This is a genomic window from Nitrosomonas sp. Nm132, assembly GCF_900100485.1.
Lineage (GTDB): Bacteria > Pseudomonadota > Gammaproteobacteria > Burkholderiales > Nitrosomonadaceae > Nitrosomonas.
Genome location: NZ_FNDH01000057.1, coordinates 1 through 12,263, shown reverse-complemented (window position 1 = coordinate 12,263; position 12,263 = coordinate 1). Strand labels below are relative to the sequence as shown.

Sequence of the window (12,263 nt, the reverse complement as noted above, 5' to 3'; positions counted from 1 at the left end):
ATGGCCTGCGGCTTCTTGCCGGCAGCTCCCGCACTATGCTGATGCGCTTTAACGTAGCTGCCATCAATAAATTCCCATTCCCATTCCCAATCCGGATCAATAATCAGCGCCTTGAAAACTCTGCTCCACTTGTTAGTGGATGACCAAGCATTGAATCTCTTATAGATGGAATTCCAGCATCCAAAAACCTCGGGTAAGTCCCGCCACGGACAACCAACCCGCATTCGGTATAGCACACCCTCCACCGTCATGTGCAGATTGCGCTTGTTATAAATCGCTTCTTGAAGCAGAATCTTCTCCAGCTTCGGCCAGAATTCATCAGTGAGCATCAGTCGGGGCATCGCAAACTCGTTTTGTGGAGGGGTGTAAAAATCTCTCAATATTACGAGTTTACTTCGATTTATGAAATACTTACCTCAAAACGTCAACAGACCCTAGGGTTATTGGTCTAGTAATCTTTTCTGATGATCATTTTTAATGATTTGAGTATGTCAAATCGAGTCTGATTTCACTCAAAATTCTATTGGATCAACATCCAGAGTCCAGCGTACTTTACGGTTGGGGAATTTGCAGAGTTTTATATACCAGTCGCTGAGAAATGCCTGCAATCTCTTGCGAGAGTGGGACTGTATGAGTAGGTGTGCACGTTCTAGTCCTTTTAGTCGTGCCATTTGTGCAGGGACCGGATCGAATATTTCTATTTGCTCCGTAGGTTTGATGAGTGTGATCGCCAGTGTGAGGAAGTCCATGGCGATGTCAATTTGGGGTGCTTCGGCATTAAGGAGCGCTTGGTAGGAATAGGGAGGAAAATGAGTGATTTCCCTTTCTTTTAGCAGTATTTGTGCATGAGCATCGTAATCGTGATGTCTTAGTGCATGGTATAGAGGGTGATCGGGAAACTCGGTCTGAATGAGGACCTCTCCAGCAGTTTCCGCACGACCTGCTCGTCCGGCAACTTGCATCAGTTGCGCAAACAACCGTTCTTCTGCACGAAAATCGGTGCTATATAAGGAAGCATCAGCATTTAGCACACCTACCAAGGACAGATTAGGAAAATCATGCCCTTTCGCCAGAAGTTGGGTACCTATCAAAATATCTACCCGTTGTTCATGGATCGCAGCTAATATGGATTGCCAGGCTTCCTTGCGACGGATGTTGTCACGATCGACACGAAGAATGCGTGCTTCAGGAAAAAATTTTGCCAATGCAGCTTCAATCCGTTGAGTACCATGACCAAACGGCATGAGATCCTGGTCACCACATTGTGGGCAGGCGGGTGGAAGGCGTTCCTTATGACCACAGTAATGGCAGCGTAGGCTTTTTTGTGTCAAGTGTATAACGAGACGACTGGAACAGCGCGAACAGGTCGCAAGCCATGCGCAGGATTTGCATAATAATACCGGTGCATAACCGCGGCGATTGATAAAAACCATGCTTTGCTGTTTTTGGGTTAAGCAGTTTTCCAGTGCAATGAGCAGAGGCTCAGATAGCCCTTCTTTGAGCTGAATGGCGTTCGTATTGATATAACGTATGGTTGGGAGTGTGGCGTTCTTCGCTGCGCGGGTATATAAACGCAACCTGCGATATCGACCGATCATGGCGTTGTAATAGCTTTCCAGTGAAGGTGTGGCAGAGCCCAATATGACGGGGATATTGGCCTGTTTTGCACGAAAAACCGCGATATCACGTGCTGAGTAGCGTAATCCATCCTGCTGCTTAAATGAATGATCGTGCTCCTCATCTACGATAATTAAACCTAACCTGGACAATGGCGTAAAGATGGCTAAGCGTGTTCCAAGGATAATGCCTGCTTCACCTCGTTGTGCCTGTAGCCAGCCACTTATGCGCTCGGAAGGATTGAGTTTGCTGTGTAGGCTGAGCAGATGCGTAGCGGGGAAGCGTGACCGGAAAATTGCTTCTAGTTGCGGAGTAAGGTTGATCTCAGGAACCAGGATGAGTACCTGGCGTCCTTGTTTTAGCAGCATTGAAGTTACTTGTAGATAAATCTCGGTCTTGCCGCTGCCTGTGGCGCCATGGAGTAACCAGGTGTTGAATGTGCCTATTTCTGCTTGAATAGCATTGACTGCTGTGATTTGTTCGGCTGTGAGCTGGAGAGTAGGAGGAGCATTTAATGTGAATTCCAGTTCCACTAGAACCTTTTCTACCCATCCTTGAACTAAAAATTCCTGCAATAACCTCGAAGCACGCGGAGAGAGCCGCTTTGCTTCTTCACTACCGATGTTGTCCACTTCTTTAAGTCGAGCAAGCAGGCGCTGTTTAATTTTATTTCGGCCGGGGATGCAAGAAAGTGCTATTGCTTGGCCTGTATCAGTTAAACGGAATAGGAATGATGGCTTGATAGATCGTTGTGGGAGGGGCCTAATGCTGCGCAATCGTGTGGGCAATCCGTTCATGATGACCATTCCGATCGGATGATGGTAATAATGATTACAGAACTCAAATAATTCCATGAGTGCAGTAGGCAAGGGAGGAATATCCCGCAAAATAGCTTCAGCTTGCTTCAGTTTGTCATGCGGAACTTGGGTATCATTGGATAGGGCTATGATGATGCCTATCATGATTTTTTTACCAAAAGGAACGCGTACGCGTAAACCGATATCTTGTTGCGTTGCATCTGGAGCGATGTAATCAAACAGGCTATCGATTGGAATATCGAGTGCGACACGGATGATCATCATTTGATGAATTCCTCAGACATGGGTGATGATGTTGTAGGCCTGAGAAAGCGGCGAGAGTTGCGTTCATACTCTCGCCGACTAATGCAAGTTTTAGAAGTTTGCTTGTCTTTAAATGGGGACTTGCGAAATTAGTTTGATGCCCTGTACAAGATCACAGGGGCTTCGCCTTGCGTGGTTAGGGTTGCAGTATTACCATCCGAGCTAATGTCAAATGAAATCGATTTATCAGAACTATCTGAGAAGCCAACGCAACCGTTGGTATCATAAATAAAGCTTGATATTTTCAAGGCTTTCGTGCTGGAATCAAAAGCATACGAAGCAAACTCAACACCTGGCGTTCCGCATTTTGATTCCTCGGATTGATAAGTTTTTCCTGTAGGATCGATTAGCATAAATCTGCTATTAGGAAAGAACAGAAATAATTTTGATTTTACAGTATCTTTGTTCAATCCCCATGCGCCAACAATCCCATTAGTTACATTATCCATTTTGGCATATCGCTTTTCCTTGATCTCAGTTGGAATGGGCTCATCATCTGAGCTGAGTTCAATTGGGCGTGAAATGTGAAAGAGCTCGCCGAAGAGGCCGCTTTGCTGCCTTTCCCTTTGTGCAACTACGATATCCGAAATGATGAGTTCATCACCATTAGTATGGATTCTCCAGGTAGGGCGCGGATGCGATAAACCAGCTCGTAGGTTGGTATCGATTGAAGGTGATCCAGTAAGCTTAAATCCTCTGGTATCGAATTCCTCGGCGCGTGTGATCCCATATTCCACCCCAGCTTTGATAATGGTGCTACCACCACATATGCGGTTTTCATCACAAGAGTCATCTGCTGTGGCCTCGCCCTGCAAGTATTCACCACTTCCATTTTCAGCGATATGTATGATGCTTGCGCTTTGATTGTCGTATTTTACCCAGATGTGGCTGCTAAGCAAGGTAATTCCTTGAGAGAGGAAGTATTCACTTGCTTCTTCCACAGATTTAATCTCACCAGGTATACCCGCAGATTCTCGAGCAGCTTGGAGCATAGCAGTGTCAGCAAATGTGGCTGGATCAGCTTCGAGATCGAGTGTGGACTTAACAGCAGAGGCTGCTTCTGCAGGAATGGAAATTCCATTTGCTGGGTTGTCATCTGAATCGAGGGATTGCAGCAGGATAAGCAGATTTTTTAGTTTGTTCTCATTGCCTGCAGCCAGTTCTATAGGCGTAACGATAGCCGATGCTTCAATATCACCGATGACCAGTTCACCCAACTTGAATTTAACATTATCGCCATGATTGTAACGATAAACACCTTGCGCATCAGTGATACCAGTCGAACCAGAAGAGGCAATATAGGAAACACCTGCAACGGGTGCGGTGTTGGTGAGTATCCCGGTGGTAGGTCCTTTAAGTGAAGTTTTACTTTTGACGTTTACAGATTCCTGGCTACTATCGCAGGAGGTAAGACTGATAATGAATGCACTTGCTAGAAGCATGCAAGTTTTTTTTGTTTGTTGATTGAATTTCATTGAGATGACTCTTCCAAATTATGTTTAATCAATTCATGCGATTTCCGCATAACCCCAAGATTGTAATCTTATGGAATAAGTGGATAATGTAGATTTAAGTCTCAGAGATGTAAGGCCTTATTGCAATCACAATCCTCAAAGCGAAACCTATTAGCGATCCGCCTATTATAGTAGTGTAAGTATAGACGCAATTTTCTGTTTTACTGATTTTTTTGAATTTCTGAGTATTTGATTTGTCAATTGGGCATCAAACTCTGTTTAACGTTACTTTAATAAATGATTTCATATGTTTAGTCTAGCGCAAGTATCACAATTGACTGAGAAGCCCCAACAACTTCCTGTTGACTGGTATTTTAGCCCACATATTTTTGAATTGGAAAAACAGCAATTGTTTGATCGAGGTCCTGGTTACATTGGGCATGAATTGATGGTGCCTAATGTTGGGGATTACCATGTTATGGAATGGATGAGTGATGCCAAGGTATTGGTTCGCAATGAGAAAGGAATCGAGCTGTTATCAAATGTGTGCCGCCATCGTCAGTCGCTCTTGCTGAAAGGACGTGGGAATGCCAGAAATATTGTTTGTCCTATCCATCGCTGGACTTATGCGATGGATGGCAAGCTGTTGGGAGCGCCGCACTTTAACAAAAATCCTTGTCTTGATTTAGGTAGAACAACCTTGCAAACCTGGAACGGTCTGTTGTTTGCTGGTGAGCGCAATGTTATGCATGATATGACGCATCTAAGTGTACTTAAAGATTTTGATTTTTCCAATCATGTGTTGGATCGCGTACAAATAGATCGTTACACATGTAATTGGAAAACGTTTATTGAAGTTTATTTAGAGGACTATCATGTTGAGCCCTATCATCCTGGTTTAGGGCATTTTGTCGACACAAATAAACTTGATTGGGAATTTGGCGATTGGTATAACGTTCAGGTAGTGGGGGTGAACCCTGAGTTCAATCGGGCGGGCACACCTGTTTATGACAGGTGGCACAAGCAGGTGCTGCAGTATGATGATAATCGACTCCCGTCTTATGGTGCTATTTGGCTACTCTATTATCCTAATGTAATGCTTGAGTGGTACCCCCATACACTGGTCATTAGTACCATTTTGCCGACTGGGGTGGAGAGCTGCATGAATGTTATTGAATTCTATTACCCGGAAGAAATTGCTTTGTTTGAACGAGAATTCATTGAGACGGAGCAAGCTGCTTATCGTGAAACAGCAATAGAAGATGAGGAAATTTGCAGGTTGATGACGGACGGTCGCCGTGCACTTTATCAGCAGAATATCAATGAATTTGGTCCATATCAAATGCCGATGGAAGCGGGAATGGCGCATTTTCACAATTTCCTGCAAAGGGAGATAGGATCCTACTTACGCTAGCTGTAGTTCTGATTTGCATTTCTCATTGGTTAATTACTGATGGACTCGCTTTGGATGCTCGTGGCAGGTTTCATGTTTGCTTGCATGGGTCTGCTGGTAAAGTTGGGTGCGGCACATTTTTCGAGTATCGAACTAGTATTTTATCGTTCTTTGTTTGGCCTGCTATTAACGTATTTAGCTATGCGCGCCAGCCGTGTTTCATTGGCGACTGAACATTGGAAAATCCATTGCTGGCGTGGGTTATTCGGCCTTGGTGGGTTGTTGTTGTTTTTTTATTGCATTACGCAACTGCCATTGGCAACCGCGGTGTCACTGAATAATACTTGGCCGTTATTTCTAGCGCTGTTGGCGACGATTGTTTTAAAAGAGCACTTGCATTGGGCGTTGGTTATGGCGGTCGTGCTCGGGTTTATAGGAGTGGTTTTATTGCTACGTCCCTCTTTGCATGAAGATCAGTGGCAGGCGGGATTAGTCGGTTTGATCTCGGGTATTCTGGCAAGCGTTGCACATCTTAATTTGAAGCAGCTTGGTAAGCTAGGTGAGTCTGAATGGCTGGTGGTTTTTTATTTTACCTTGATTTGTACGGTGATTACTGGCATGTGGTTATCGTTAACTAACTTTAGTGCTATTACATCCAGTAACGTATGGCTGTTAGTCGGGATTGGCATAACGGCTACACTTGCACAACTGGCGCTCACACGGGCTTATCGTGTCGGTAGAACGATGGTGGTCGGTGCGCTTGCATATAGTACGGTATTATTTGCGGGGTTGTGGGATGCTTTTTTCTGGAATGAAATTCTGCCAATTTCTGCTTGGATGGGGATGGGGATGATTGTGTTAGGTGGCTTGCTAAGCCTAAGAATTGCACCAGTTAGCGTTCGTAGTCAATAGAAATAGGCTATTCACATATTGAAAATCAATTGCTTATAATAGATACATTATATCGGGGAATACGCACATGATTACTATTCAAAAAATCAATAATCTAATGATCGTAGCTGTAATCGGGGAATTTACCTTGAGCGACTATAAAGAATTTGAAGACCAGGTGCTATATCGGGCACATTCTGAGGATCAGTTAAATCTGTTATTTGATTGGCGGGATATGGTGAATTACACGGTAGATGTCGCATGGGAAGAAATCAAGTTCATGCGCGAGCATGGTAGCGAATTTAATCGGGTTGCGGTAGTCACTGATAACCAATGGCAGGCATGGAGTGCTTGGGTGTCAAACTTGTTCATCGATGCAGATGTGGTTGTTTTTTCTGATTATGATGAAGCAAAGGAATGGACTTCTGGCGAATAAATTTTAAGCTACTGCCTGCATTTTTACGTGAAAAAGCTCAAGCAAGCATGATTCAGTATGGATGAGTTTGTATTAGCCAGGGTATTGCATGTATTGGGAGTAGTGCTTTGGATTGGAGGCGTCGCCATGGTGACGACAGTTTTGCTTCCTGCGGTAGCAAAAATGAAATCAGCTGAAGAACGTGTCGATTTCTTTGAGCATATTGAAAGTCGCTTTGCTGCTCAGGCGCGCTTCACCACATTGCTGGTAGGACTGAGCGGTTTTTACATGATGTATATCCTCGATGGCTGGAATCGTTTTGCTGAATTCCATTCCTGGTGGATGCATGCCATGGTATTAGTATGGGCTATTTTTACGCTGATGTTGTTTGTGCTGGAGCCATGGGTACTCCATAAATGGTTTAAGGCCAGAGCGCAAAGCAAGCCGGAAAAGACGTTTGCACTGATTCTGCGTTTGCACTGGTTTTTATTGAGTATTAGTGTTATTACAGTTGCGGGTGCAGTTGCAGGCAGCCATGGTTGGTTTTTCCTAGAGAAATGGTGATGAGTTATACCCTATTAAAGTTGGTTCATATATCCAGCGTCATGCTGAGTTATTTGTTATTTCTGACTCGGGGTATATGGATGATGCGTGCATCAGCTCAATTGCAGCAGCGCTGGGTAAAAATAATGCCGCATGTCATTGATACGGTGCTGTTCTCCAGCGCAATCATGCTGGCTATCCTGATACAACAGAATCCGCTTGTGGATTCTTGGCTAACTGCAAAGGTTGTAGGACTGCTTATTTATATTGGACTGGGCATGGTCGCACTGAGATTTGGTAAGACCCGCATAGTTAAGGTGAGTGCATGGATCATGGCTCAGCTAGTATTCTTCTATATTGTGCTGGTTGCGCTAACTAAGAATCCTGCAATATTCCTATAATTGAGCTTTATGTGACATCTTGAGTCTCTTTGCAAGAATCTTTCGATATTGAGTAACGTCTAGAAATCACCTCTTATTCCCGCTACTAGAGCTCTTCCAGGTTGTGGTGCAAAGTTCTTTAAAAATGAGGTATGAATGCGTATTTCCTCATCAAGTAAATTTCTACCTTGAACAAAGAGTCTGATACCGTTTGATTGAGTTTCTTTTATTCGATAACTAGCTTCAAGATTGAGTAGCGTATAGGCCGGAGTGCTGCTTTCAAGTTCTGCGCGTTTGTTTTGGCGTAGAACGTGTATCGTAGTTAGATTCGCAGTCCAGGGGCCGATTTGGTAGTTTAGTTCCAATCCGAAACGTTGTGGTGTCGTACGAGGTACATTTCCGTTCTTTTTGTCTAATTTACCACGCACATAATCTGTAAACAGACGCAAGTCTAGGTTATCAGGTTTGAGAGTAAAAATGACCTCCGCTTCTGCTCCATAAAATGTGGCATCGGTCTGAGCTATATCCAGTGCTTGAAATTCACCTTGTGAATCTAACCCTCCATCTTCATCAACACGATCAGCAATGCCATCACCATCAGTATCGATGTTTCTAAAAAAGATATAGTTATTAAACCGGTTATAAAAGGCGTTAACCTTCCATTTCACAAATCCGGAAGGTTTGCTAAGGGATAAATCAAAATTGTTGGTCGCTTCTTTGCGTAAGGCATTATCACCAATCTGGAATGTGCCTGTGGCATGATGAGCGCCATTCACATAGAGCTCTTCTATTGCTGGCGCGCGTTGACCGTGTGTTGCCGTTAATCCTAGCCTATAGTCTTTTATAAAATTCCAGGAAGTGCCTGCGGAGCCATTAAAAAGACTGAATGTGCGCGATTGGTCGATATCATTTTGTGGATCGCGGGTGGCATATTCATATCGTCCACCAAATTCGAATCGAAAATTATCCCAGTTGCGTTCTTCGATAAGAAAAAGTCCGGTAGAGCGCGATTTGGTAACAGGTACGATCGCTTCTTCACCCAAAGCAGAAAATGTACGATCCTGAAATTGTATGCCGAATAACCCTTTTAAATTTGCAATAGGTGAATGCAGAAACTCAGCTCGGCTTTCCAGTTCTCGATTTTTAAAGCGAGTACCTAGCTCATTATTATTTTCAAGTTCATCATGTTTGTAGTCATTGTAGCCCATACGTACTTTGAGTCTCTCAAAACCAGTGAAAGGGCTGTCTAGTTCGCCAGCCAGGTTATAACGGGCTTGTGTTAAGTCAATACTGGATCTTTCAGGGGTCGGGATACCATACTTACTTTCCAGCAATGAGATAGATCCACCGAAAAATCCTCTCTCGCCGACGTATGAGCCGCCGACAGACAGGCCTTGAGAATCAACCGCACTGTTTCTAACTACATTCTTCTCGTTATGAACGCTCTGATTAATATTCGCTTGCCCAGGAATATGATAATCACCTGTTTTACGCTTGAAACCACCGATACTCCATGATGTTTGACCAAAACTCCTATTAACATTAAAAGATCCCGTTCTTTCTTCAGTGGTAGTATTTCCACGGACTTCAAAATTACCCTTTAACGATTTGAACAATTGACCGGGAATGCGACCAGTTACAGCATTCACTATGCCACCTGTTGCGCCGCCACCATAAAGCAGTGTTGCTGGGCCCCGCAAAATTTCAATTTGTGAAGCATTGAGTGTTTCGATAGTGACAGCATGATCCGGGCTCAGGGAGGAGAGATCCAGCGTGCCAACACTGTTTTCCAGCACTCGAATGCGTGGCCCATCTAAGGCGCGAATAATAGGTCGACCAGCACCCGGTCCAAATGAGCTTGAAGCTACACCAAGTTCAGTGGATAAAGTATCACCAAGACTTACCTCACGCTTTCGACGGAGGTTGTCTCCATGTAAAACAGCGGTAGGTTGAGCCATATTTAGCTCACTACGGTCTTGAAATGGTGTCGAGGTTATGACGATTTCGGGGAGTTGGGTTGTTTTATTGACCTCTTCCGCTTGAGCAATAGCATTGTTGAAGCTAAAGATAGCTAAACCAATAATAGGTAACCTAAATTGTACTCTTTGGTTGTCTGTATATGGGATCCTATTTTTTATAAATTTATAAGATAGCATACTGATAAAACATGATCTATGGTTAAGCATTAGAAGAATTGCTGAGCCCAATAATGCAACTTGGTTGCATTATTGGGGACGATGGCCCTGTTAGTTTTTTGTTAGGTAATGATTTTACGAATCGAGAATGCTTTGTTTAATCAGGCTCAGCGCTGGATTAAGGCTACATGATCAAAATACTGGTAAAGTTTGAAAATCAAGGGGGGGCACGGGTATGGTAAACAGAGGTAACGCTATAATAGTCGAATTTGTTGATATAACCAGGTAGTGGCCGACTAGTAAATTTTTCGGAAAAAAGAAAACTCAGAAAAAGCAAAAAAGGCCCCAATGCTTTTAGAGCTAAACAATCAAAGCAGTGGTGATTAATGCCATCATCAATTTCATCTAGGCTGTTTATGATTGTTTCAACTTGCAATACCTCGAAGTGCGCCAGCAAATGCCCAGCTTGTAAGATGGGTATAGAAAGTAATGATAGTGAAAAAATTAGAATAATAGTTTTATGAGGCATGAGGGCGATCATTTTGCAGAGAAATGTTGTTATTCCATTTTTTGAATAGTTAATCTAATAAGCGCATTCAGCACATAATCCTTTAACCGTTAATTCAATTTCATGGAGTAAATAGCCAAGTGGTAAGGAGGGCCCAGGTTTAATCTTGAGATCGTCTAGGCATGTTACCTTGGTGCATCGTGTACATATGAAATGAGCGTGTTGATGCGTGTGTAATTCCGTATTGACGCGGAAGCGCCATACACGATCATCTCCTGCTATTTTGTGTACTAAATTTTTCTTGCTCATCCATTCAAGAACTCGGTAAAGCGTTACGCGATCCAGCTGTTGTTTCACGTTTAATCGCTCTTCAATTTCACGATGAGTAAGCGCATGCTGCTCTGCCAATAGAGTGGCAAGTGTTCGGATTCTGTGATGAGTGGCGCGATCACCAGTATGTCTAACCAACTCTTTGGCTTTTTCATGGAAATTGTTTGGCATAGAGAGCATATTTGCAACTTAGTTGCATTTAAGTATAGTCCAATTAAATCAATTTATGCAATGGCAATTTGCCGGTCATGAGGTTCGTTCAAAAAATCAAATCCTTATGTATCTCATTTTTTCCTAATCTCTAGGTGCATAAGAAATATTTTGTTTTGTTGGACAGAATTTTTTATCTCTGGCGATTGATATTTTGCTTCTTAAAAAATTTTGAATATAAGTGGCTATTCACTATTGCTATAGATTGGGTAGCATTCATTCTAAATTTTATCTGTTTGATGTGTATGGCTAATTATATGTGCTGCGCGTCCTGTTGCATTCTTGCTGACGCACTTATTCAGACTTTCCTTAATTTTTTGTTATACAATCACAAGCAAATATGCTGGGCAATGTCGCTGAGCAGATTACATATTGATTAAGATTAAGAATCTGGAGAAAGTATGAGAAAGGCTTCACGTAATAGATGGGTTATGCAATTATGCGTAGCAGTAGTATTGTCATTAGCAGCATTTTCACTTTATGCGCAGCTGATGCTCGCACATGAAGGGCATCATGCTGGGCATGGAGGGTGTCAGGTTGAGACGGGAGATTTTCCTGTAACTGTCAGCGTTTATGAGGTGCCAGAGGGTAATATTCCTCCTATGCATTCATATTGCGATCATGTGCCAAATATTGGAAAGGTAAATGTGACGATTGAGTTGCCTGCCAATGCTCGTGAGATACCGCTTGCCGTGCGTCTAGTAAAGGCGGGGCATGAGGGACATGGGGAAGCTCGCGGCGATGTGGCTGCGCCTGGCAATGCTAGCAAAGAGAAAGATCATGAAATGGAACATGATGAGCATAATAGCCACGATGGGCATGATGTAGAAAAACATAAGGAGCACAAAGCTGTATCACATGGTGCTGGTGAACATCATGGTTTTTATATGCCACCCGAGACGTATCCTTCGGGAATTATTGTTGTTGCGACAGAGCTGAAAGAGCTTGGTCAATATGTAATATTACTGGAAAAGGTGGAAGGTGATACTGTTCGTCCTGTCGTCCGCGTTCCGCTGCATGTTGGAGGAGATGGGGGGCATGGTGGTCATGGCTCCGGTTTTGGTATGTTGGAGATCATGCTTCTGCTTGGCGTAGCAGGGGGGCTAACTTTCTTCTTTTTACAACGCAAAAGCCCAAACAAAGAGACGGTTGAGAAATCATAATTTCCATATCTAAGTAATAAATTCTTACCCAAAATTCTTGACATAGCTGTGGTTGAGAAAGTAGGCTTGCTGAGTTTCAGTGCAGGAATAAGATGTAGTGGTT

The 12,263-nt window shown here is 43.4% G+C and carries 12 protein-coding genes; 6 read left to right on the top strand and 6 right to left on the bottom strand.

The annotated features are described in order from the left end of the window. The 3 genes from BLP80_RS13250 to BLP80_RS13240 all read right to left on the bottom strand — a co-directional run. Nucleotides 1–341 (bottom strand): transposase (locus BLP80_RS13250; RefSeq protein WP_143002301.1); only part of this gene is annotated, 341 nt, incomplete at its 3' end. A 171-nt stretch (nucleotides 342–512) separates the two neighbouring features. Next, nucleotides 513–2,699: a primosomal protein N' gene (locus tag BLP80_RS13245; RefSeq protein WP_090544002.1), complete on the bottom strand. Its 2,187-nt coding sequence runs from the start codon at nucleotides 2,697–2,699 to the stop codon at nucleotides 513–515. A gap of 128 nt (nucleotides 2,700–2,827) precedes the next feature. Continuing rightward, a complete protein-coding gene (locus BLP80_RS13240) occupies nucleotides 2,828–4,213 on the bottom strand; it encodes an adhesin (RefSeq protein ID WP_090544000.1) in 1,386 nt (461 codons plus the stop codon). Nucleotides 4,214–4,499: 286 nt separating this feature from the next. On the opposite strand from BLP80_RS13240, the gene BLP80_RS13235 reads away from it, so the two are divergent. From BLP80_RS13235 to BLP80_RS13215, 5 genes are all read left to right on the top strand, one after another. After that, entirely contained in the window at nucleotides 4,500–5,606 is a 1,107-nt protein-coding gene (locus BLP80_RS13235; RefSeq protein WP_090543998.1) for an aromatic ring-hydroxylating oxygenase subunit alpha, read from the top strand. A 39-nt stretch (nucleotides 5,607–5,645) separates the two neighbouring features. Beyond that, entirely contained in the window at nucleotides 5,646–6,497 is an 852-nt protein-coding gene (locus BLP80_RS13230; RefSeq protein WP_090543996.1) for a DMT family transporter, read from the top strand. 67 nt (nucleotides 6,498–6,564) lie between these two features. After that, nucleotides 6,565–6,912: a SpoIIAA family protein gene (locus BLP80_RS13225; RefSeq protein ID WP_090543994.1), complete on the top strand. Its 348-nt coding sequence runs from the start codon at nucleotides 6,565–6,567 to the stop codon at nucleotides 6,910–6,912. Nucleotides 6,913–6,969: 57 nt separating this feature from the next. Next, nucleotides 6,970–7,455: a hypothetical protein gene (locus BLP80_RS13220; protein WP_090543992.1), complete on the top strand. Its 486-nt coding sequence runs from the start codon at nucleotides 6,970–6,972 to the stop codon at nucleotides 7,453–7,455. Then, the gene (locus tag BLP80_RS13215; protein WP_090543990.1) at nucleotides 7,455–7,835 is read left to right on the top strand and encodes a SirB2 family protein; all 381 of its coding nucleotides are present in this window, start codon (nucleotides 7,455–7,457) and stop codon (nucleotides 7,833–7,835) included. Before BLP80_RS13220 ends, BLP80_RS13215 begins: the two co-directional genes overlap by 1 nt. Nucleotides 7,836–7,894: 59 nt before the next feature. On the opposite strand, the gene BLP80_RS13210 is transcribed toward BLP80_RS13215, so the two are convergent. The 3 genes from BLP80_RS13210 to BLP80_RS13200 all read right to left on the bottom strand — a co-directional run bounded on the left by BLP80_RS13210 (nucleotide 7,895) and on the right by BLP80_RS13200 (nucleotide 10,958). Next, the gene (locus BLP80_RS13210) at nucleotides 7,895–10,000 is read right to left on the bottom strand and encodes a TonB-dependent receptor (protein ID WP_256325105.1); all 2,106 of its coding nucleotides are present in this window, start codon (nucleotides 9,998–10,000) and stop codon (nucleotides 7,895–7,897) included. 166 nt (nucleotides 10,001–10,166) lie between these two features. Continuing rightward, nucleotides 10,167–10,478: a hypothetical protein gene (locus tag BLP80_RS13205; protein WP_143002300.1), complete on the bottom strand. Its 312-nt coding sequence runs from the start codon at nucleotides 10,476–10,478 to the stop codon at nucleotides 10,167–10,169. Nucleotides 10,479–10,532: 54 nt separating this feature from the next. Beyond that, nucleotides 10,533–10,958 (bottom strand): Fur family transcriptional regulator, encoded by a 426-nt coding sequence (locus BLP80_RS13200; RefSeq protein WP_090543986.1) that lies wholly within the window; start codon nucleotides 10,956–10,958, stop codon nucleotides 10,533–10,535. A gap of 440 nt (nucleotides 10,959–11,398) precedes the next feature. On the opposite strand from BLP80_RS13200, the gene BLP80_RS13195 reads away from it, so the two are divergent. Next, nucleotides 11,399–12,160: a hypothetical protein gene (locus BLP80_RS13195; RefSeq protein WP_090543984.1), complete on the top strand. Its 762-nt coding sequence runs from the start codon at nucleotides 11,399–11,401 to the stop codon at nucleotides 12,158–12,160. The last annotated feature ends 103 nt before the right edge of the window (nucleotides 12,161–12,263 follow it).

Bases quoted from the DNA above. Each gene is read 5' to 3' on its own strand.
- BLP80_RS13245 (WP_090544002.1), bottom strand. From the start codon at position 2,699: ATGATGATCATCCGTGTCGCACTCGATATTCCAATCGATAGCCTGTTT.
- BLP80_RS13240 (WP_090544000.1), bottom strand. From the start codon at position 4,213: ATGAAATTCAATCAACAAACAAAAAAAACTTGCATGCTTCTAGCAAGT.
- BLP80_RS13235 (WP_090543998.1), top strand. From the start codon at position 4,500: ATGTTTAGTCTAGCGCAAGTATCACAATTGACTGAGAAGCCCCAACAA.
- BLP80_RS13230 (WP_090543996.1), top strand. From the start codon at position 5,646: ATGGACTCGCTTTGGATGCTCGTGGCAGGTTTCATGTTTGCTTGCATG.
- BLP80_RS13225 (WP_090543994.1), top strand. From the start codon at position 6,565: ATGATTACTATTCAAAAAATCAATAATCTAATGATCGTAGCTGTAATC.
- BLP80_RS13220 (WP_090543992.1), top strand. From the start codon at position 6,970: ATGGATGAGTTTGTATTAGCCAGGGTATTGCATGTATTGGGAGTAGTG.
- BLP80_RS13215 (WP_090543990.1), top strand. From the start codon at position 7,455: ATGAGTTATACCCTATTAAAGTTGGTTCATATATCCAGCGTCATGCTG.
- BLP80_RS13210 (WP_256325105.1), bottom strand. From the start codon at position 10,000: ATGCTTAACCATAGATCATGTTTTATCAGTATGCTATCTTATAAATTT.
- BLP80_RS13205 (WP_143002300.1), bottom strand. From the start codon at position 10,478: ATGCCTCATAAAACTATTATTCTAATTTTTTCACTATCATTACTTTCT.
- BLP80_RS13200 (WP_090543986.1), bottom strand. From the start codon at position 10,958: ATGCCAAACAATTTCCATGAAAAAGCCAAAGAGTTGGTTAGACATACT.
- BLP80_RS13195 (WP_090543984.1), top strand. From the start codon at position 11,399: ATGAGAAAGGCTTCACGTAATAGATGGGTTATGCAATTATGCGTAGCA.